This is a genomic window from Rhodococcus sp. 05-2254-2 (genome assembly GCF_002259095.1).
Taxonomy (GTDB): domain Bacteria; phylum Actinomycetota; class Actinomycetes; order Mycobacteriales; family Mycobacteriaceae; genus Rhodococcoides.
In genome coordinates, this window is the sequence record NZ_NOZJ01000021.1 from 750,208 (window position 1) to 769,281 (window position 19,074).

Consider the following 19,074-nt stretch of genomic DNA (forward strand, 5'->3'; position numbering starts at 1 on the left):
AACGATAAGATCAAAACTGAATCATGCAAGGTTTAGTGAACGTAAGCCGAGTTCACAAGAGCGGAGGCGCTAAAGATCCAGTTCGAGCAAGACGGCAGTGAACCGCAGCATGAGACCCGCGACGTCGATGCTGGGATCGGAGATCCACTGCAGTTGCAGGCCTTCGGCGAGTGCGGCGACGGCTTCCACGGCGGCGATGTCGGCATCGGGAGCGAGTCGAGCGATCACGCCCACCACAGCGGCGCGATGCTCGGCCATGAAGGTGTGCGCGGGATGGGCGGGATCGGCTGCTGCAGCGGACATGTCGACAAAGAGCTTCGTCAGCCCCGGAGTCATGGTCGTCTCGGCCAGATAGGCGTTCTGCCCCTCTGCTGTGCTGAGATCGTGCAGCGCCGCGGCGTCCTCGTCGCGGCGGCGGAGTATCGCGACGAACAATTCGTCCTTCGAGCCGAAATGGTGGAGCACGCCTGCTTCGGTTACTCCGGCCGCTTCGGCGATGTCGCGTAGGCGTGGACCGAGTCTGTCGCTGGTTGCATAAGCGTTCAGGGCGGCTTCGAGGATCGCCGATCTGCGCGCGGCTCCCTTGGGCGATCGTCGGCGAGGAGTGACCCTGTCGGAGCCTTCGGTCATCGGTCGGGCTTCAATGCGTCGGCGAGCATATGCATTGCCGCGGTGGTCGACAGTGCACGGACACTTGCCCGGTCTCCGGGGAGATGAAGGGTGTGGGTGACGGGAGGTCGGCCCGTGACGGCTATAGCGAAGCAGACGGTCCCGACCGGTTTGGCCTCGGTGCCACCACCCGGGCCCGCGACGCCACTCGTCGATACCGCGATGTCGACGTTCAGTCGATTCAGTGCGCCTTCGGCCATCAGCGCCGCGACCGGCTCGCTGACCGCTCCGTGTTGGTCGATGACCTCGGCGGGGACGTCGAGCAGGCCCGTTTTCGCCTCGTTGGCGTAGGACACCACCGCGCCGATGACGTACGCCGACGATCCTGCGCGGTCGGTCAGGCGTGCGGCGATCATCCCTCCGGTGCACGATTCTGCCGTGGCGATGCGATGCCCGGACAGACGGTTTGCGACGATGTCGTCGATGGTGGACCCGTCGGTCGAAAAGACTCGTGCACCATGGATTTTCCCGACGAGACGTTCGAGATCCATGTACGCAGGTCTCGCCGATTCGGCGTAGCGGGTCACCATTTCGAGCTCGCCGAGACTCAGACAGGTGGTGATCTCGAGATCGTCGAATCCCGTGATCTCGCGCTCTGCCGTTCGCAGCGTTTCGGCGAGGTCGGCCTCGGACAGTCGGTAGCCGCGAATGGTGTCCTGGCGCATCTGCGTGCGGCGGGCGAGGACCTCGGCGACGGGTGCGCTGTCGAGAGCCTCCGGCCACATCGCCTGCAGCTCGCGAGGTGGGCCGGGCAGAATGAGGACGGCGGGCAGTGATCTGGAGTCGTCGGCCGGTATCGCGACCCCGGGTGCGGTTCCGGTCGGTGAAATGGACTGCGCACCTTGGGGAACCATCGCCTGCTTTCGGATACCGGCCCGTAGCGGCTCGGAGTCGGCTGCGGAACTCATTCTGCTTCGCCACCGTTGCACGATCGCGTGGATGCGATCTTCGAGCTCGGCGTCCAGCGTCAATTCGCGGCCGTACAGTGCGGCGACGGTCGGAACGGTGAGGTCGTCGGCGGTCGGACCCAAACCACCGGTCGTGACGATCAGGTCGACACGTTGATCGGCCAGAAACCGCACCTGCGCGGTCAGATCGTCCGGCCGATCACCGCAGACGGTGATGTGGGCTACGTCGACGCCCATCTCCAGAAGTCGTCGAGCCACCCACGGGCCGTTCCGGTCGGTGACCCGACCGGCCAGAACCTCGGTTCCCGTGACCACCACACCTGCTCGCACAGTCATCCTTAGACCTTACTGACCGGGGCACGGGCGGTGACTTTTGCGGTTGGCTCGGGTCCAATAAGTGACATCGACCGCTACCGAGGAGACATCCATGACCACCACCCACACCAGCGCGCCGAGGAAGACCGCCCCGCGGATCGGCCTCGTTCTACAGATCCTCGTGATCGTTTTCCTCCTGTTCGACGCGATCAGTCACATTCTGAATCTGCAGGTGGTGAAGGACGCATCGGTCGACCTCGGCCTGCGCGACGACATGGCTCCGATCACCGGCACCGTCATGGTCGTCATCTTGATTCTGTACACGATTCCCGCGACGTCGATCTTGGGTGCCATCGTGCTGACCGGCTATCTCGGCGGTGCGGTGCTGACCAACTGGCGTGTCGAGAAGCCGCTGCTGAGCACCGTGTTCTTCGCGATCTACGTGGGTATCGCGGCGTGGGGAGCGCTGTACCTACGGGACGAGCGGGTGCGCAGCATCATTCCGTTGCGCCGACCGTAGAGGGCGACGTTCGATCAACTCGAGCCGCTACTCGACTGTTCGGATAGCCGAAGTTCTCCCTGAATTCTTCGCGGCTGACGAATCCGCGCGCGTTTGCCGCGATTTCTCTGTCCGCGAATGTAACTCGGGCCACGCTGGCCATGCGGATTGCGATAGATGGTCAGTGCCATCTTCCAACGCTTCGGTCGATGGCTCTGCTTCAGAGCGGCCGATTGTCGACATGCGCGAAGTTGATTCGCCTCGGTGCGTTGGGGTCGCGCGGCGGTGGTTTCTGCCGTTCGGCAGCAGCGGCGAACCAACCACCGTCGGGAATGTCGATCTCGGGAATTTCGCGTCTGTTCATGTCGATCTGCGTTGCGGTTTCGGGATCGGGATCGACCCACAAAGTCGTCACATCTGCCGCTGCAGCGGCGAATTCGCTGCCATCGATGATGTACTGCGTTTCGTCTATTCCGAAATACGGCCAAGCGAAGTAGACGCTCATCGGGCCTGGTGCAGGCACAGCCGTGAGCACGAGTCCGATCCGCCCGTGTATGCCGCTTCCGTTGCCACCGTTCGCCTGCAGGCCTCTGGGTCGGCCGGGAAGATTGGTGGAGACATTGCCCTGAGCATCCTCGAAGCCGATCAGCATGGGCGGGGTATGGCCGGATTCGGGCTTTCCGAAGCCGTACATACCGAGGAATCGATCCGTGGTCGGGACCGCGGCTTCGACCGACAACGTCACGCAGCGACTGTAAATGTGTGCTCCGGTGAGCCATACCGCGATGGTGTCGGTGTGCGCGAGTACGAGTCTCAAGGGCACCAGGGCCGGAATCTCGTTGACCGGTACGCCCTGAAAGCGGACTGGTGCTGGGGTCGAGCCGGATTCATTGCTCACGCAAGCCACCCTGCACCAACGCTCGCAGGTGCGCAAGGCAAGGATTCGGTGCTGGTGCCTCGGATGACCGAGACGTTCCGAGTCGAAAGCTAGGCTCTGCAAATGCGAACCGATCTGCGACGCGGTGGGGTGTGGGCGGACGTCGTGGTGGTCGTAGCGATTGTGACCGTCGGGACCGTGGTTGCCGGAGTCCTCGAAGATCAGCAGCCCTCCGTCGAGGCCATACCCGGCTGCGACGTCGTTCTTCCTGCCGAGGAGGGCTTTTCTTTCTCGATCGGTTTTTACGGGGGTCGGTACGACGACCCCGACCATCCGTGGCTGACGGCAACGAAGGCGTCGGCAATGTCGACTGCGCTGGTCGAATCTCTGCCCACCGATGTGCAATTGGAGTTCGCGGCGCCCTCCAATTCTTTGATATTCCAACCGATCGATATCTATCCCGAAGGCGTGGAGATCGCGGAGGGTGTCACGGTCGAGGACATCAGCGGTGACAGTACGGCCTCAGGCGTCGTCGGTCGCGGTGAGGCGCGCGCGCCCCTTCGAGTATCGGTCAAAGAGTGGGACGGTGAGCTACCGCCATGCGTCGAAGAGCGGGTCGACGAACGAACTCGCATGCCCGACGGCACTGTTGTCGACACATTGGATGCGGTGTCCGACTTCAACGGAGGGGCGACGCATCGCCATACTGCGGTAGCGTATTTCGCGGACACTCTCGTACACGCGAGAACCTCGAACGAAGGGAGAGACGCGATGCTCCCGCTGGAGGTGGACGAGCTTCGCGGTATTGTCGCGAACCCTCAATTGCGCGTCACCGCAGAGGTTCCCGACGGAACACCGACACCGCCTCGTGAATGTGGTTCGTACCGCGAGAATCCGACGCTCCCTCTGTCCAAGGACAGGGTCGAAAGCATCGGCGCGTCATTGGCCGAGCAGTGGGCAGTAGTCTTCCCTGATGCGCAATCCGATCGCCCCATCGGAGATCTGGTGCTCGGGTCGTCCGGAAACGGAAGTGCGTGCACCATCGTGAACGTATCGACACCGACCGGTTCCGCGGAACTGAGTGTCGAAATATCGATCGGTGACACCACTGCGAGGGGAAGCGTCGACGCGCAAGACAGCTCTGGTGTGAACCGATCGACTCTGCCCGACGGCACCGTTGTGACGCGCCGATCCGTCGAAGCACCGCGAGAAGGGCAGCCGCGCGAGTGGCTCAGCGTGCTCAGGCCGTCGAACACGCTCGTGCAGTTCAGTTTTGGAAACGAAATCGACGCCGATTCACTCGTCGAGCTCGCGTCGGCTCCAGGACTGGACCTGTAACTCCCGGCGATCGAAGGGTGACTCGCTATCGCGGACACGGTCAGTTCAGATCTCGTCAACGGCCAGCATGCACGAACAGGCTGTCGCTCATCCGAGCGTCTACGGCGATGATCGTCAGGTCGAGGTCCGGTTCTGCGGTCGGTTGGTCGACAGGCGGGCCGACGTAGACACAGATGCCGGTCTGGACGTCCAGTCGGACGGTGACCGGTGGTCCCGGGACCCAGTGGCGTGTCTCGGAGTCGTAGTGCCCGCTCAACAGTGCACAGCATTCGCAGCGGGCGTCGTATCGGTCCGTCGTGACTACAGTCGCCTGCCACGCCGGTCGGCCGTGATGCTCGACGGCCCTCACCTCGCATAATTCCGTGACTGTCTCGGTGGATGAATGATCATGCCCGGAGCGGGTGACTTCGATGGGGTTGAGCATCGCGATCCACTGGTAGTTCTCGTAGAACGGGTCGTCATAGTCCACGAGCCATGAGTCGGCGATGGACGGTAGCGCTGAGACGAGGCCGTCGGAATCGAATGTCGGTGTCGTGTCCGACGGCCACCTCCCCTCCAACTGGCGAGGTGCGCCGTTCGAGTACTGCACCCCCATGCCCGCGAATGGGATTCCAGCGCCGACTCTTTCGACGAGCTTGCCGTTGGCGTCCTCCACGCGCATGTTGCCAGGACGACGGATCCATGCGTGCACCGAGAGTGTGTGGCGAGTAGGTAGGAGTTCGAACTCGACGGACTCCCACAGCCACGGTGACGATTGCGCCAACCGACGGAACTGTTCGACGGACGGGTTCGTGATCATGCACCGATCATGCCGTCGAGCCGCGATTCAGTTCTGCACGTTTCCGTTCTCAGGAGGGTGTGGCACGTTGTCCTCATCCACGTGGGCACCCTCGACCGCGTCCGTCTCGGGGGTGTGCTCTCGGGGGCCGTCGTTGCTGCCCTGCGAGGGGACTGCATCGCTTGCGTCGGTCGGCATCGTCATGAAATCTCCACGGAGTCGGGGCGACAGGTCGCCGATGGATGTACGTCATGGGTGTGCCCCGCTGTGCGCAGGACTACACCCCGGAGAAACCAGAAGGACGACACGCCCCAGCTTGGGGGCACCCGGCCTTCGCGCGAGCATCCCTGCCTGACGGGTTTCGGTGCTCACGCGGGCTGCACCTGAGCGTTCACTACCGTCGCCCATCGGCGGCATTCCGCGCATGACACCCGATCGTGAACACTCATGCCCGCGTTCACCCCCGATGGTGGCCTATCTTGAGTTCGATGCGAATAGCTGTGGTGGAAGACGACGACGGACTCGGCGACGCGTTGGTGGACGCGTTGACCGAGGTGGGGCACACGCCTGTCCGTATGCGCCGCGGCGCCGACGCCCTGCTCGGCTACCACGACATGGACGTCGTGCTGCTCGATCTCGGACTGCCCGACATGGATGGACTGGAAGTTCTCCGGAAGCTCAGGACGCTGAGTTCGGTTCCGGTGGTGGTGCTGACGGCGCGGGACGACGAGCGCTCGGTGGTACGTGCTCTGCGCGGTGGCGCAGACGACTACGTCGTCAAGCCGGCGCGATTGGGTGAACTACACGCCCGACTCGAGGTGGCCGCACATCGTCGGAGTTCGGCGTCGGGACCCGCGGCGGACAGGCTGACGCTCGGGGACGTCGTCGTCGATCTCTCCGGGCGTGCCGTGGAAGTCGGTGGACGCGCTGTTGCACTGACCACCAAGGAGTTCGACCTGTTGGCGCATCTCGTGACGCGTCGCGGCGAAGCGGTGAGCCGGGAACAGTTGATGGACGCCATCTGGGGCGACGCCTATGTCGCGATCTCACGAACTCTCGACGTCCACATGACGGCGTTGCGTTCCAAGCTCGATCGCCCGGGCGCAATCGTCACCATCCGCGGCTTCGGCTACCGCTGGGACACCTGACGTGCGACGGCGTGTCCTGTTGGTGTTGATGATCTACTCCACCGTCGTAGTGCTTGCGCTGTCGGTTCCTCTTGCGCTCCTGGTCGGTCGCGAACGGGCCCAACGGTTCGGCGAGAACAGGGCCGCGGCAGCATCGTTCTTTGCCGAACTCAGCTCACGAGAAGACGAATCCGGCGTGGCCCGTATCCGAGAATCGGTGCAGCGCTACAACAGTCTGTACGACGAGGGCGTTGCGGTCGTCGACCGCACCGGAGAGGCACGCGCGGTGTCCGGCCTCGACCTGCAGCGCGATGACGTCCGGCAGGCAGTGGCAGGCGCGTTGCGCAATCAGCGCGGTGACCTACCGTCGAGTCTGACGCCGTGGTCGGATTCCTCGGTGTTGATTGCTGCACCGGTCGGTGGGGGCACCCAAGTGGACGGAGCAGTGGTTCTCGAGGCGTCCACCGATTCCGCACGCAGGGACGTCGCGATCACCTGGGTGGTCATCGCCCTCGGTGCCATGCTGATTCTCGCGACGGTCGCGGTGATCGCTGTTGCGTTGTCGCGCTGGGTCGTTCGACCGCTCACCGCACTGTCCTCGCGTGTCCACACGTTCGGCGACAAGTTCCACGATCAGGCGTCGATCGAAGGATCGCAACGCCTCGAGCCGGTACCCTACGTCGGGCCACCGGAGGTGCGTGAGCTCTCCAGTGCCTTCGAGGCCATGGCCGACGACGTCGAGGCCGCCACCGCTGCGCAACGCCGATTGGTGGCCGATACCGCCCATGCTCTCCGGAACCCACTGGCAGCGTTGCGAATTCGTATGGACGTTCTGGGAATGCGCGTTCCGGATTCGGCAACCGATGCGCACCTGAGGACCACGCTCGAAGTCGATCGTCTGAGCTCCGTTGTGGAAGACCTGCTCGTTCTCGCAGCTGCCGAAACCCCGACGACCACTCGATTCCCAGGGTGTGACCTCGATGCGGTTGTCGCAGATCGAGTCGGATTCTGGTCGACCTCGATAGCCGTGGCCGACATGACCGTGCACGTCTCGGAGCCGAAAGCCGACACGCAGTGTCGCGTTGCGATGTCCGAGGACGACCTGACTCGAATTCTCGACGCTCTGCTGAGCAACGCAACCAAGTACGCCGGCTCCGGCACCGGCATCGAGGTCGGCTACCGAACCGGTGACGCGGACGTCACGATGTGGTTGTCCGACAACGGACCCGGTGTGCCCGCAGACGAGCTCGCCAAGGTCGTCGACCGGTTCTATCGAGCGTCGGGTGCGCACGGAGACGGTACCGGTCTCGGTCTGTCGATCGTCCACGCCCTGACCGAGCGAGCCGGTGGATCACTTCGAGTCATGGCGGGTCGACCAGTGGGGCTTCGGATCGAGCTGCGGCTTCCGAGGGCCGTTTCCTAAGGGAGTGTTAGGAAATCCGAAACGGCTTGGTTCCAGGCTGTGCTTGCCGTCACAGTAGGGAGGCTTCGGTTGCCGATCGTTTCCCGGCAGCCCACTTGCCCGCTGAATGTGGAAGGACCAAACCATGGCCAACGAGGCCACTTCGATCACCGGTTCGACGCTCCCGAGTCCACCCGTCTCCTCGCGCGCTGCCACCCGCCGTGCCGTCTTCAACACGTTGCGGGGTTCGTCCGGCAACCTGGTCGAGTGGTACGACGTGTACGTCTACACCGTCTTCGCGACGTATTTCGAGAATCAGTTCTTCGACTCCGCCGACAAGAATTCCACCATCTATGTGTACGGGATCTTTGCGGTCACGTTCTTGATGCGACCGGTCGGGTCGTGGTTCTTCGGCCGCTACGCGGACCGCAACGGGCGCAGGGCTGCGCTGACGTTCAGCGTCTCGATGATGGCGGCGTGCTCGCTGGTCATCGCGCTCACTCCGGGACGGGAGAGCATTGGCGTATGGGCCGCCGTGATCCTGATCCTGTGCCGTCTCGTTCAGGGCTTCGCCACCGGCGGTGAGTACGGTGCGTCGGCGACGTACATGTCCGAGGCCGCCACCCGTGAGCGTCGGGGATTCTTCTCGTCGTTCCAATACGTCACCCTCGTCGGTGGGCATGTACTCGCACAGGTGACTCTGCTGCTGATGCAGGTGTTCCTCGAGCGCGAACAGATCGAGGACTTCGGTTGGCGCATAGCCTTCTTCATCGGCGGAGTCGCGGCAGTGGTGGTCTTCTGGCTGCGCCGCAGCATGGACGAATCCTTGACCGAGGATCAACTCGACGCCGTTCGCAGCGGTGCGGACAAAGCCTCCGGCTCCCTGAAGGAGCTGGTCGCCAACCACTGGCGGGCGTTGCTGATCTGCTTCATGGTGACGGCCGGTGGCACCATTGCGTTCTACACCTACAGCGTCAACGCACCCTCGATGGTCAAGACCGCGTACGAGGACCGGGGGATGACCGGTACCTGGATCAACCTCGCCGGCCTGGTCTTCCTCATGCTGCTGCAGCCCATCGGCGGAATGATCAGCGACAAGGTGGGCCGCAAGCCACTGCTCGTCTTCTTCGGTATCGGAGGCGTGCTGTACACCTACGTGCTCATCACGTACCTGCCGACGGCGACGTCGGTGGTGCAGTCGCTCGCACTGGTGTGCGTCGGTTACGTCATCCTCACCGGCTACACCTCGATCAATGCGATCGTCAAAGCGGAGCTGTTCCCCTCGCACGTCCGCGCACTCGGCGTGGGCTTGGGGTACGCACTCGCCAACTCGGCCTTCGGCGGCACAGCACCGCTGATTTACCAAGCCGCGAAGAACGGCGGGCACGTGGGTTGGTTCATCCTCTACGTGACCGTCGTGATCGCCATCTCGCTGCTGGTGTACATCTTCGTACTGCGCAACAAGTCCGAGACCGTGCTCGACCGAGAGCAGGGTCGAGCGTTCCTGTGACCTGCGACGCCTTACAGTGACTGACATGGCCGTGCCCGCAGCGTCGTTCTCGCGTAGAACGGCGCTGCAGGCCGGTCTGTTGGCCCTGAGCACTGCCGTCGTGGGTGCATGCGCGTCGGACCCGCCGACGCAATTGCGGCTCGCAGCAGGCGAGGTCGGCGGATTCTTCTGGGAGTTCGCCGGAATGCTGTCCGACGCTGCCGCGAAAACCGATGTAGCGCAGATCGTTCCGCTCACGTCGTCCGGCTCCGTCGACAATCTCGAGGCCTTGGGTTCTCGGCAGGCCGAGCTGGCCCTGACGCTCATGGACGCTGCCTACAGCCATCCGAGCGGAGAGATGGCGGCGGTCGGGTGCGTCTACGAGAACTACTTCCAAGTGGCTGTACGAGCGGACTCCGATATCGAGTCCATGGACGGTCTGCGAGGGAGAAAGGTGAGCATCGGTGCCCCGGGATCCGGTGCCACCGAAGTGTCGCAGCGAGTCCTCCGCGCAGCGGGTGTGGCGGAGGGCGGTGCTGTCGATCAGGTTCAGCTGTCGATGAGCTCGGCGGCAGATGCACTGACGGGCAACGAAATCGACGCCGTAATGTGGGCGGGCGGGTTGCCGACTCCGGCATTTGCCCAGCCCCGAGCCGCGATTCGTCTACTGGATCTCGGAACCGTCGTCACTGATCTCCGACGCGAATTCGGTACCGCATACGAGGCGGTGCCGGTGCCGCCGAACGTGTACGGCGAGCATCCGGAGGTCACCACCGTCGGTATTCCGAATCTTCTGCTGGCACATCCGGACGTGCCGAACCGCGTGGTCGCTGCACTGGTGAGTGTGCTTCTCGATCAGTCGTCCGCGCTGGTGCCCGGTCAGGCGATCGGTAGTCAATTTCTCGACGCGCGGTCATTGGTGATGACCGGAAGCATTCCCCTCCACCCCGGAGCCGAACAGGAATACCGAAGACGTCACGGATGAGCCGGCGGTCGGAGCAACGACCTCACAGCTTCGCCGCGAGTCGGTGGTATGCCGCGTTCCATCGCAGTGTCTGTTGGAATCCTCGTGTGGTGGTTTCGGAGTCGATGGTGAGCAGCTCGACGCCGATCATGTCCGAGAATGCCTCCAGCACGGGCAAGCCGATCGCGGTACTGAGAACCGTGTGGTGGGGTGCCCCTGCGGTCAGCCACGACTCGGCCGATACCGACAGTGAGGGCTGCGGTTCCCACACAGCGCAGGCCACCGGCAGATTCGGTAGCGCCTCGTCGGGCTCGACGACGTCGATCACGTTGGCCGTCAATCGGAATCGTTCACCGACATCCGAGAGTCCGACGACAACGCCGTGGCCGGGATCGGCGGTGAACCGCAGGCGCACCGGGTCTTCGCGGCCGCCGATGGAGAGCGGGTGGATCTCGAGCGTAGGCCGCGAGGTCGTGATCGACGGGCACACTTCGAGCATGTGCGCGCCCAGGATCTTCTCGGCCCCCGGGACGAGGTTGTAGGTGTAGTCCTCCATGAACGACGTTCCACCGTCGAGTCCCTCGGCCATCACCTTCATGGCGCGCAACAACATCGAGGTCTTCCAGTCGCCCTCACCGCCGAACCCGTACCCGTCGGCCATCAGGCGCTGCACCGCGAGTCCTGGCAACTGGCGAAGCCCACCGAGATCCTCGAAGTTCGTGGTGAAGGCCGTGAATCCACCGTCGGTGAGGAACTTCCGCAGCCCGGCCTCGACCCGGGCGCCGTAGCGGAGCGATTCGTGGCGGTCACCGCCCTTGTCGAGACTCGGTGCGATGTCGTACGACGACCGGTATTCGTCGATCAGGTCGGACACGGCCGAATCGCTCACGCCGTCCACGACCTCGACCAGATCGTTGACGCCGTACGTGTTGACGGAGACTCCGAATCGCAGTTGGGCTTCGACCTTGTCGCCCTCCGTCACTGCGACGTCGCGCATGTTGTCGCCGAAACGTGCCAGGCACAGTGACCTCAACTCTGCGCGGCCGAGAGCTGCTCGTACCCACTGTTCCGCACGCTCGATCACCGCGGGGTTGTCGACGTGGCCTGCCACGATCGTGCGCAGAACACCCACCCGAGATTCGACGTGTCCGAACTCGCGGTCCCCGTGGGCGGCCTGGTTGAGATTCATGAACTCCATGTCGATGGTCGACCACGGCAACGACATTCCGGCCTGTGTGTGCAGGTGCAGCAGCGGGACGTCCAACGCGTCGAGGCCGGCAATCCACATCTTGGCGGGGGAGAAGGTGTGCATCCAGGTCACGACGCCCACACATTCGTCGGCGGCGTTCGCCTCGCGCATACGGCGCAGGATCGACGACGCGTCGAGCAGCACCGGCTTCCAGATCACCGAGACGGGCAGTGCCGCATCGAGTTTGTCTGCGATCTCGCGAGACTGAACTGCTACCTGCTCGAGGGTCTCGGGGCCGTAGAGGCTTTGGCTGCCGGTGAGAAACCATATTTCGGACATGGGGGTACCTCCGTGGAGAGAAGATCGGACGCGCCGGTCAGCGCTGGCCGTAGACGTTCTGATAGCGGTCGTACAGTGCGTCGACCTTCGAGCTCGGAATGGAAAGAGGTTGTCCCAGTTGATATGCCAGGTGCACCGACCTCGCGACGTCCTCGCACATGACCGCGGCTTTCACTGCAGATCGGGCGGATGGGCCGACCGCGAAGACACCGTGGTTCTGCATGAGGATCGCCGGAGATCGACTGTCGGCGAGGGTATCGACGATGCCGCGTCCGATCGAGTCGTCGCCTATGACGGCGAAGGGGCCGACGGGAATGTCTCCGCCGAACTCGTCCGCGCACATGGTGGTGACCACAGGGATGGGTTCTCCTCGGGCCGCCCACGCCACCGCGTACGGCGAATGTGTGTGCACCACACCGCCGATGTGGTCGAGATGCCGGTAGACATAGGCCTGCGCCTCGGTGTCCGAGGAGGGTGCATGGTCACCCTCGACCACCCTGCCGTGCAGATCGCACACCACCATGTTGTCGGGCGTGAGGTCGTCGTAGGAGACTCCGCTGGGCTTGATGACCATGAGGTCCCGGCCGGGGACCCTCGCCGAGACGTTGCCTGCCGTCCAGACCACCAGTCCGTAGCGCACCAACTCGGAGTGCAACGTGCACACGTCACGGCGCACTTCCTCGATGACCTCGCGCACATCGTCGACGACCGTCATGACGCGTCCACCTTTCGAGTCAGTGCGTCACGTCGAAGCGCCCGCAGTCGGCGCATGGTCGGCACGTCTCGGCCGAATCGATCGTGTAACTCCAGGTAGATCTCGAACAGGGAATCGTAGGCCGCCGAGCGTGATTCGTCGGGCACGAATGCGCCGCGACGTACCTTGCCCATCGATTTCGCCGCGACGGGTACATCGGGGTAGCACCCGGCCGCAACCGCAGCATGGATGGCCGATCCCAGCGCCGGTCCCTGTGCAGAAGCGATGACCGACAACGGCATTCGTAGCACATCGGCGTATATCTGCATCAGGAGCGGGTTGCGTGCCAACCCTCCTGCCACCACGAACTCCTCGACCGGAACGCCGCTGTCGCGGAACGTCTCCACGATGACGCGGGTTCCGAACGCCGTTGCTTCGAGCAGTGCGCGGTAGGTGTCCTCGGGTCGCGTCGCCAGCGTGGTTCCGATGACCAGACCGGACAGTTCGTGATCGACCAGGACCGATCGGTTTCCGCTGTGCCAGTCGAGCGCGACGAGCCCGTGCTCACCCACGTCCTGCGTCTGCGCGAGGCGAGTCAGGTGTTCGTGTACCGACTCACCTGCCGCTTCAGCCGCCTCGCTGTACGACGCGGGAACCGAGGTCCGGGTGAACCATCCGAAGATGTCGCCGACGCCGCTCTGTCCGGCCTCGTAGCCGAAGGATCCGGCGACGATTCCACCGTCCACCACCCCGCACATGCCGGGAACTTCCTTCAGGACGGTCGAGCTCATCACGTGGCAGGTCGAGGTCCCCATGATGGCGACCATCCGGCCCGGTTCCACCGCTCCGGCCGCGGGGGCGGTCACGTGCGCGTCGACGTTGCCGACCGCGACGGCGATGCCCTCGGGCAGCCCGGTCCAGTGCGCGGCTTCGGCGGTCAACATACCTGCGCGAGAACCCAACTCGCCCAACGGCTGATCGAGTTTGTCGGCGACGAAGGAACCGAAGCCCGGTGCCAGCTCGGCGAGGAAGTCTGCGGACGGGTAGTGCCCGTCCTGATAGATGCCCTTGTATCCGGCCGTGCACGCATTGCGCACGTAGTGTCCGCAGAGCTGCCAGACGATCCAATCGGCCGCTTCGACCCATCGGTCCATCGCGTCGTAGATCTCGGTGTCTTCCTCGTGGATCTGCAGCGCCTTGGCGAACTCCCATTCCGAGGAGATCAGTCCGCCGTAGCGGGGGAGCCAACTCTCGCCGCGCTGTTCTGCCAGTTCGTTGATGCGGTCCGCCTGCCCCTGTGCTGCATGGTGTTTCCACAATTTCACGTACGAGTGCGGCCGATCGGCGAAGCGCGGGTCCTCACACAGCGGAGTGCCGTCGGCGTAGGTGGGCACCATGGTGCACGCGGTGAAGTCGGTACCGATGCCGACGACCTGGTCGGGTTCGATGCCCGCGGCCGCCAGAGCGGCAGGCACCGCGCGGCGCAGGACGTCGCGATAGTCGTCGGGCACCTGCAGTGCCCACGCGTCGGGCAACCGAACCGTGCCTCCGGGCAGCGTCTCCTCGAGCACCGCGTGTCGGTAATCGTGGACTGCCGAGGCAATTTCGGCACCGTCGGACACGCGAACGACGACGGCGCGTCCGGACAGGGTGCCGAAATCGACACCTACCGTGTACTGGTCAACCGGCATGCAGAACTCCTTCGCGGTGCCACTCGCTGTGACGTGTGCAACACAGTGTGAGCGCTAACATCGGTCGAGTCAAGTGCGTGGGATGCATCGGTTCATCGAGTGCGAGGCGAGAGTGTTCACTCGCGCCGATTCGAGTTTCTCGTCAACGCACCTATTCGCAACTGTGCATACTGGTGTGAGGCAGGCCACAGGTGCGATCGGGTCGATGATCTCGGCTCGATGAGCACACAACTCACTCGACGAAGAGGAGAACTCATGGCAGACAACCGCGCAGTGACGTACGCAGGACCGGGCAAAGTGGAGGTCCAGGACATTGCTTTTCCGGGCCTGGAGTTGACCGACGGCCCTGGAGTGAACCCGGCGAACATCGGCCGCAAGTGCGAGCACGGAGTGATCCTCAAGGTTGTCTCGACCAACATCTGCGGCAGTGATCAGCACATGGTTCGCGGGCGAACCACTGCACCCGAGGGGCTGGTGCTCGGTCACGAGATCACCGGTGAGATCGTCGAGGTCGGTAGAGACGTCGAGTTTCTGAAGGTCGGTGACATCTGCTCCGTACCGTTCAACATCGCCTGCGGCCGGTGTCGAAACTGCAAGGAGCGCAAGACCGGAATCTGTCTGAACGTCAACCCCGATCGACCGGGCTCGGCATTCGGCTACGTGGACATGGGCGGTTGGGTCGGCGGCCAAGCCGAATACGTCATGGCACCGTACGCAGATTTCAATCTGCTCAAGTTTCCCGATCGTGACCAGGCTCTGGAGAAGATTCTGGACCTGACCATGCTGTCGGACATCTTTCCCACCGGGTTCCACGGGGCGGTGACCGCAGGGGTGAAACCCGGTGCGACGGTGTACATCGCGGGTGCGGGCCCGGTCGGCCTCGCCGCCGCTGTCGGCGCACAACTACTGGGAGCATCGGTGGTGATCGTCGGCGACATGAACGCCGACAGGCTCGCCCAAGCGCGAACGTTCGGTTGCGAGACCGTGGACGTGGGCAAGGGAGCTCCGCAGGACCAGATCGAGCAGATCCTCGGAGTCCCCGAGGTCGACGCGGCCGTCGATGCGGTGGGATTCGAAGCCCGTGGCCACGGCGGCGATTCGTCTCGTGAAGCGCCTGCGACGGTTCTCAACTCGTTGATGGACATCACCACGGCCGGCGGCGGAATCGGCATCCCCGGGCTGTACGTCACTGGAGACCCCGGTGGCGTGGACGAGGCGGCCCAGCGCGGCGCGTTGTCGTTGAGTCTCGGCACCGGTTGGGCGAAATCGCTGTCGTTCGCCACCGGTCAGTGCCCGGTGATGAGCTACCACCGTGAATTGATGAATGCGATTCTGAAGGAACGTGTCTCGATCGCCAAGGCAGTGAATGCCACCGTCATCTCGCTCGACGACGCACCACGCGGCTACCGCGAATTCGACAGCGGAGTCGCGCAGAAGTTCGTCATCGATCCACACGGCATGATCGCGAGCTGACGCCGTCCGAACCCTAGGCTGGTGTCATGTTTCTTCTCTTCGGTTTCGGCAGCAAGCGCAAACACATCGGCCCAGGGGCAACCCGAAACTGTCCGCGGTGCCACAACACCACCCAGTGGGCGCGGATGAAGCAGTATCAGCAATTCACGCTGTTCTTCGTTCCGGTCGCACGCTGGAAGCGCGTCGAATTCGAGGAATGCGGAATCTGCGGTAACGCAGCTCAGGTCTGAAGTCCGCACGCCGAGCCGGCAGCCCGCGACCACGCGGGCTGCCGGACCGACGAGTGCAGCTCACGCCGGAGCCAACACCACCACCGAGTTGTGACCGCCCATTCCCAATGACGATTTCACGGTCAATCCTGCCTCGGCGGTGGTGAATCCGTCGAGCAGCAGGGGATGAGCATCAGAGACCTGCGGGGCCGCCGGAACGAGTCCGCGCTCGAATCCCATGACTGCCGATACGGTTTCGATTGCCGAGGCCGCCCCCTGGCAGTGGCCCGTGAGCGGCTTCACTGAGTACACCTGTGCGTGGGATCGAAGCACCGTCTCCAACATCGCAGTTTCGGCCGCATCGCACTGTGCGGTGCCGGGACCATGAGCGTTGAGATACCGCACCTGCCGGGCAGTGACGTCGGCGTCGACCAACGCCTGCTCGAAGCAGGCCCGCACCTGGGTGAGCGCAGGGTCGATCGAGGTGGCATGAAACGCGTCGTGTGTCATCGAACCGCCCAGCACCCGCGCGTACGAAGCCGAGCTGCGCGTCGACAGTACGAATGCCGTTGCAGCCTCACCCATTCCGAACCCGCGGCTGCCTTCCTGGAAGGGGCGGCAGCCTTCCTGTGGCTCCACGTCCACGACACCGACGCCGAGCGCGACGAAGTGGTCGATGTTCTCCGGAGTCAAGGACAGGTCGGTGGCCACGAACACCACGTCGTCGACGAACCCGGTATCGAGCCACATCTTGGCGGTCAGCAGACCTGCATTGCCCGACGCACACATCGCCGAGACATTCATGGCCGGACCGTGAAAGCCGTATTCCTGCATCAACAGGGACACCGGGGTGGACGGCATCAGCGTGAGATAGTCACGAACACGGCGTTGGCCGCCGTCGTGCAGATAGAAATTACGCCACTCGTCCACTTCACCCAGGACGACGGCGTGGATGAGACCCACTCGCCGACCGGGTTGCCAGCCCCGCGCCATCGCGTCGTCGATGGCCTCCCGCGCTGCCCCGCGAAGTGCCCGCCCGAATCGGCTGGTGCCATCGCTCTGGTCCCCGCCGTCGGGGACTTTCGCCAGCCACACCGGGTTTTGCCCCGGTCGGGTGTGGTCGTGGTGCAGCGTGGCTGCCGCCTTGCCCGTGGACAGGCCGTCCCAGAGGGCGGCTGCGCCCCAGCCGTAGCCGGACAGTGCGCCGATACCGGTGATGTCGATGCCGAGAGAGTTCACGTCGAAATCCGTTTCTTTTCGAGTTACGCGAACCGGATTCGGCTCGCTCCTCGATTTAGCCCCGCAAACAGGCGTCAGGTCCAGCCGAGAAACCGGACATAAGGTCGAAAACGGACATGAGTCGCCAACGGTACGTTCGTAAGTGGTTCAATCGGGTGTTGACCGTCCGTCTACGATCGCGAGGACCGAGCATGGCTCCAGGGGAGCGTGATGGCGTCGGCGACCCTCGATCGAGTCCCGCGTCGCCCGGACTCGCCGATCGCTACCGGGTTCTCGTCGAGCACTCGCCGGACGCCATCGGTGTCCATCGACGAGGCATCCTCGTCTACCTCAACCCCGCCGGAATGCGATATCTGCGTGCCGAGGCAGCAGCGGACGTCATCGGGCATCCGATCACGAAGTTCATCGCCGCCGAATCGGTGGGCCCCATGCTCGCGCGGATCGCCGCCCTCGACACACACGGCACCGCCAGCGCCGCGTCGGAAGCGACGGTGCTGGCCCTCGACGGGACGACACTGGCGATGGAAGCGGTATCGGTGCGCACGGTGTGGAACGGTGAGCCGGCGTTTCAGGTCATTCTTCGCGATCTCACCGAACACAAGGCTGCGCAGAAGGCGCTGAAGAAGCAGGCCGCTCTGGTCGAGCACGTCAGCGATGCCATCATCGGTGTGTCCGCCGACGGTCTGGTGTCGAGCTGGAATCCCGCTGCGGAGTCGGTCTACGGTCGACCGGCAGCGGACGTGCTCGGACGTGACGTTTCGGCGGCCGTCGGGGTGCCCTGCGATCCGGCCGCGATTCTCGCTGTCGGCGGCCGACTGACCGATTCGCATCGACATGCCGACGGGACGGCGCTTGCGGTGATCGTGTCGGCTGCTCAGATGCCCGACGGCTATGTGTTGGTCTGCGCCGACCAGAGCGCAGTACGCAGAGTCGAGGATCATTTCACCGCGGTCGTGGAATCGCTGGAGGCCGGTGTCGTCGTTCTCGATCACACCGGCCGTATCGAATCGGCAAACCTGGCTGCGAAGACCATTCTCGACATCCAGGTCGGGTTGGCGACCGCAGGACAGGCATCCGTTCTTCCGTTTCGGGTGTACGGCACCGACGAAGAGCCGATTCACCCGTTCGAGCATCCGGTCGCCGTCACCAGGAAAACCGGTGAGCCCTGCCAGGCGGTGATCGGGGTCGAACGTCGCCGAGACGGTCGGAACTTCTGGTTGTCCTTGACGGCGACGATGCTCACCCCGGTCGATCCGACCCCCTCCGTGGTGGCGACGTTCGTCGACATCACCGACACCTACCGGATGAGCATGAAGCTCGAGCATGCGGCGACGCACGACGACCTGACCGGCCTGCCGAACAGGCCCTTGATTCTGGCTCGCCTGGACGAGCAACTGGCGATGCCCGATCGCGAGGACTCCATGGCCGTACTGTTCATCGACCTCGACAACTTCAAGACCATCAACGATCTACACGGTCATACTGTCGGCGACGCCGTTCTGGGGGTGGTGGCAGACCGACTGACACGCGCTCTCCCGGCCGATGCCTTCGTGGGTCGCATCGGGGGTGACGAGTTCGTGGCGGTCGTTTCGCGGTGCATCGGCACCGAGGCCGACGACGTTCGCGCCGAACTGGCCACTCCCATCACCGCCGCGGGGCGGGTGTTGACGGTGACGGCGAGCATCGGTGTCGTCACCGTCGACCGCGACGACACTCGAAGTGCACTGGACATACTCGACGATGCCGATCACGAGATGTACCAGGCCAAGCCCACGACTCAGTACATTTCGCATTCATAACAACATCGGTAACGATCTGTTGGAGCTGTTACCAAAGTGACGCATGATGCGTACGGGTCGGACATACTTCCTCGG

18 protein-coding genes are annotated in these 19,074 nt (G+C 63.9%); 9 read left to right on the forward strand and 9 right to left on the reverse strand.

The features are described 5' to 3' along the window. Nucleotides 1-69: 69 nt before the first annotated feature. Nucleotides 70-630 (reverse strand): TetR/AcrR family transcriptional regulator, encoded by a 561-nt coding sequence (locus CH283_RS26375; protein ID WP_068046794.1) that lies wholly within the window; start codon nucleotides 628-630, stop codon nucleotides 70-72. Continuing rightward, nucleotides 627-1,913, reverse strand: coding sequence for a competence/damage-inducible protein A (locus CH283_RS26380; protein ID WP_094639752.1), 1,287 nt, complete (start codon nucleotides 1,911-1,913; stop codon nucleotides 627-629). Before CH283_RS26380 ends, CH283_RS26375 begins: the two co-directional genes overlap by 4 nt. Nucleotides 1,914-2,004: 91 nt before the next feature. Between CH283_RS26380 and CH283_RS26385 the strand changes: the two genes are divergently transcribed. Continuing rightward, nucleotides 2,005-2,412, forward strand: coding sequence for a DoxX family protein (locus CH283_RS26385; protein WP_094639753.1), 408 nt, complete (start codon nucleotides 2,005-2,007; stop codon nucleotides 2,410-2,412). Nucleotides 2,413-2,611: 199 nt separating this feature from the next. Here CH283_RS26385 and CH283_RS26390 read toward each other — a convergent pair whose 3' ends face one another. Next, nucleotides 2,612-3,289, reverse strand: a complete 678-nt coding sequence (locus tag CH283_RS26390) for a hypothetical protein (RefSeq protein WP_094639754.1) — start codon at nucleotides 3,287-3,289, stop codon at nucleotides 2,612-2,614. Between the two features lie 102 nt (nucleotides 3,290-3,391). Here CH283_RS26390 and CH283_RS26395 point away from each other — a divergent pair, with 102 nt between their 5' ends. Continuing rightward, entirely contained in the window at nucleotides 3,392-4,606 is a 1,215-nt protein-coding gene (locus CH283_RS26395; protein ID WP_094639755.1) for a hypothetical protein, read from the forward strand. Nucleotides 4,607-4,661: 55 nt separating this feature from the next. On the opposite strand, the gene CH283_RS26400 is transcribed toward CH283_RS26395, so the two are convergent. Then, nucleotides 4,662-5,405 (reverse strand): hypothetical protein, encoded by a 744-nt coding sequence (locus CH283_RS26400; RefSeq protein WP_068046808.1) that lies wholly within the window; start codon nucleotides 5,403-5,405, stop codon nucleotides 4,662-4,664. 27 nt (nucleotides 5,406-5,432) lie between these two features. Then, on the reverse strand, nucleotides 5,433-5,588 hold the full coding sequence (locus tag CH283_RS28535; protein WP_176460575.1) for a hypothetical protein: 156 nt from the start codon (nucleotides 5,586-5,588) through the stop codon (nucleotides 5,433-5,435). A 284-nt stretch (nucleotides 5,589-5,872) separates the two neighbouring features. Between CH283_RS28535 and CH283_RS26405 the strand changes: the two genes are divergently transcribed. The 4 genes from CH283_RS26405 to CH283_RS26420 all read left to right on the forward strand — a co-directional run bounded on the left by CH283_RS26405 (nucleotide 5,873) and on the right by CH283_RS26420 (nucleotide 10,387). Then, nucleotides 5,873-6,532 (forward strand): response regulator transcription factor, encoded by a 660-nt coding sequence (locus tag CH283_RS26405; protein ID WP_094639756.1) that lies wholly within the window; start codon nucleotides 5,873-5,875, stop codon nucleotides 6,530-6,532. A 1-nt stretch (nucleotide 6,533) separates the two neighbouring features. Continuing rightward, the gene (locus CH283_RS26410) at nucleotides 6,534-7,934 is read left to right on the forward strand and encodes a sensor histidine kinase (RefSeq protein ID WP_255183354.1); all 1,401 of its coding nucleotides are present in this window, start codon (nucleotides 6,534-6,536) and stop codon (nucleotides 7,932-7,934) included. Between the two features lie 124 nt (nucleotides 7,935-8,058). Further along, nucleotides 8,059-9,423, forward strand: a complete 1,365-nt coding sequence (locus CH283_RS26415; protein ID WP_094639835.1) for an MFS transporter — start codon at nucleotides 8,059-8,061, stop codon at nucleotides 9,421-9,423. A gap of 25 nt (nucleotides 9,424-9,448) precedes the next feature. After that, entirely contained in the window at nucleotides 9,449-10,387 is a 939-nt protein-coding gene (locus tag CH283_RS26420; RefSeq protein WP_094639836.1) for a TAXI family TRAP transporter solute-binding subunit, read from the forward strand. Between the two features lie 22 nt (nucleotides 10,388-10,409). On the opposite strand, the gene araA is transcribed toward CH283_RS26420, so the two are convergent. The 3 genes from araA to araB are packed head-to-tail and all read right to left on the reverse strand — an operon-like array spanning nucleotide 10,410 to nucleotide 14,279. Then, complete coding sequence (araA, locus tag CH283_RS26425; protein WP_094639757.1) at nucleotides 10,410-11,894, reverse strand: L-arabinose isomerase; 1,485 nt, start codon at nucleotides 11,892-11,894, stop codon at nucleotides 10,410-10,412. Nucleotides 11,895-11,931: 37 nt separating this feature from the next. Next, nucleotides 11,932-12,609 (reverse strand): L-ribulose-5-phosphate 4-epimerase, encoded by a 678-nt coding sequence (locus tag CH283_RS26430; RefSeq protein WP_094639758.1) that lies wholly within the window; start codon nucleotides 12,607-12,609, stop codon nucleotides 11,932-11,934. Further along, nucleotides 12,606-14,279: a ribulokinase gene (araB, locus tag CH283_RS26435; protein WP_094639759.1), complete on the reverse strand. Its 1,674-nt coding sequence runs from the start codon at nucleotides 14,277-14,279 to the stop codon at nucleotides 12,606-12,608. The genes CH283_RS26430 and araB overlap by 4 nt, the downstream gene beginning before the upstream one ends. Nucleotides 14,280-14,534: 255 nt before the next feature. Between araB and fdhA the strand changes: the two genes are divergently transcribed. After that, a complete protein-coding gene (gene fdhA / locus CH283_RS26440) occupies nucleotides 14,535-15,752 on the forward strand; it encodes a formaldehyde dehydrogenase, glutathione-independent (RefSeq protein WP_068046827.1) in 1,218 nt (405 codons plus the stop codon). 26 nt (nucleotides 15,753-15,778) lie between these two features. Further along, nucleotides 15,779-15,982, forward strand: a complete 204-nt coding sequence (locus tag CH283_RS26445; RefSeq protein ID WP_068046830.1) for a zinc-ribbon domain-containing protein — start codon at nucleotides 15,779-15,781, stop codon at nucleotides 15,980-15,982. A gap of 60 nt (nucleotides 15,983-16,042) precedes the next feature. Here the strand turns inward: CH283_RS26445 and CH283_RS26450 are convergent, their stop codons facing one another. Next, on the reverse strand, nucleotides 16,043-17,200 hold the full coding sequence (locus CH283_RS26450) for a beta-ketoacyl synthase N-terminal-like domain-containing protein (protein WP_094639760.1): 1,158 nt from the start codon (nucleotides 17,198-17,200) through the stop codon (nucleotides 16,043-16,045). Nucleotides 17,201-17,391: 191 nt separating this feature from the next. Here CH283_RS26450 and CH283_RS26455 point away from each other — a divergent pair, with 191 nt between their 5' ends. Next, nucleotides 17,392-18,999 (forward strand): sensor domain-containing protein, encoded by a 1,608-nt coding sequence (locus tag CH283_RS26455; RefSeq protein ID WP_176460576.1) that lies wholly within the window; start codon nucleotides 17,392-17,394, stop codon nucleotides 18,997-18,999. Nucleotides 19,000-19,074 lie beyond the last annotated feature (75 nt).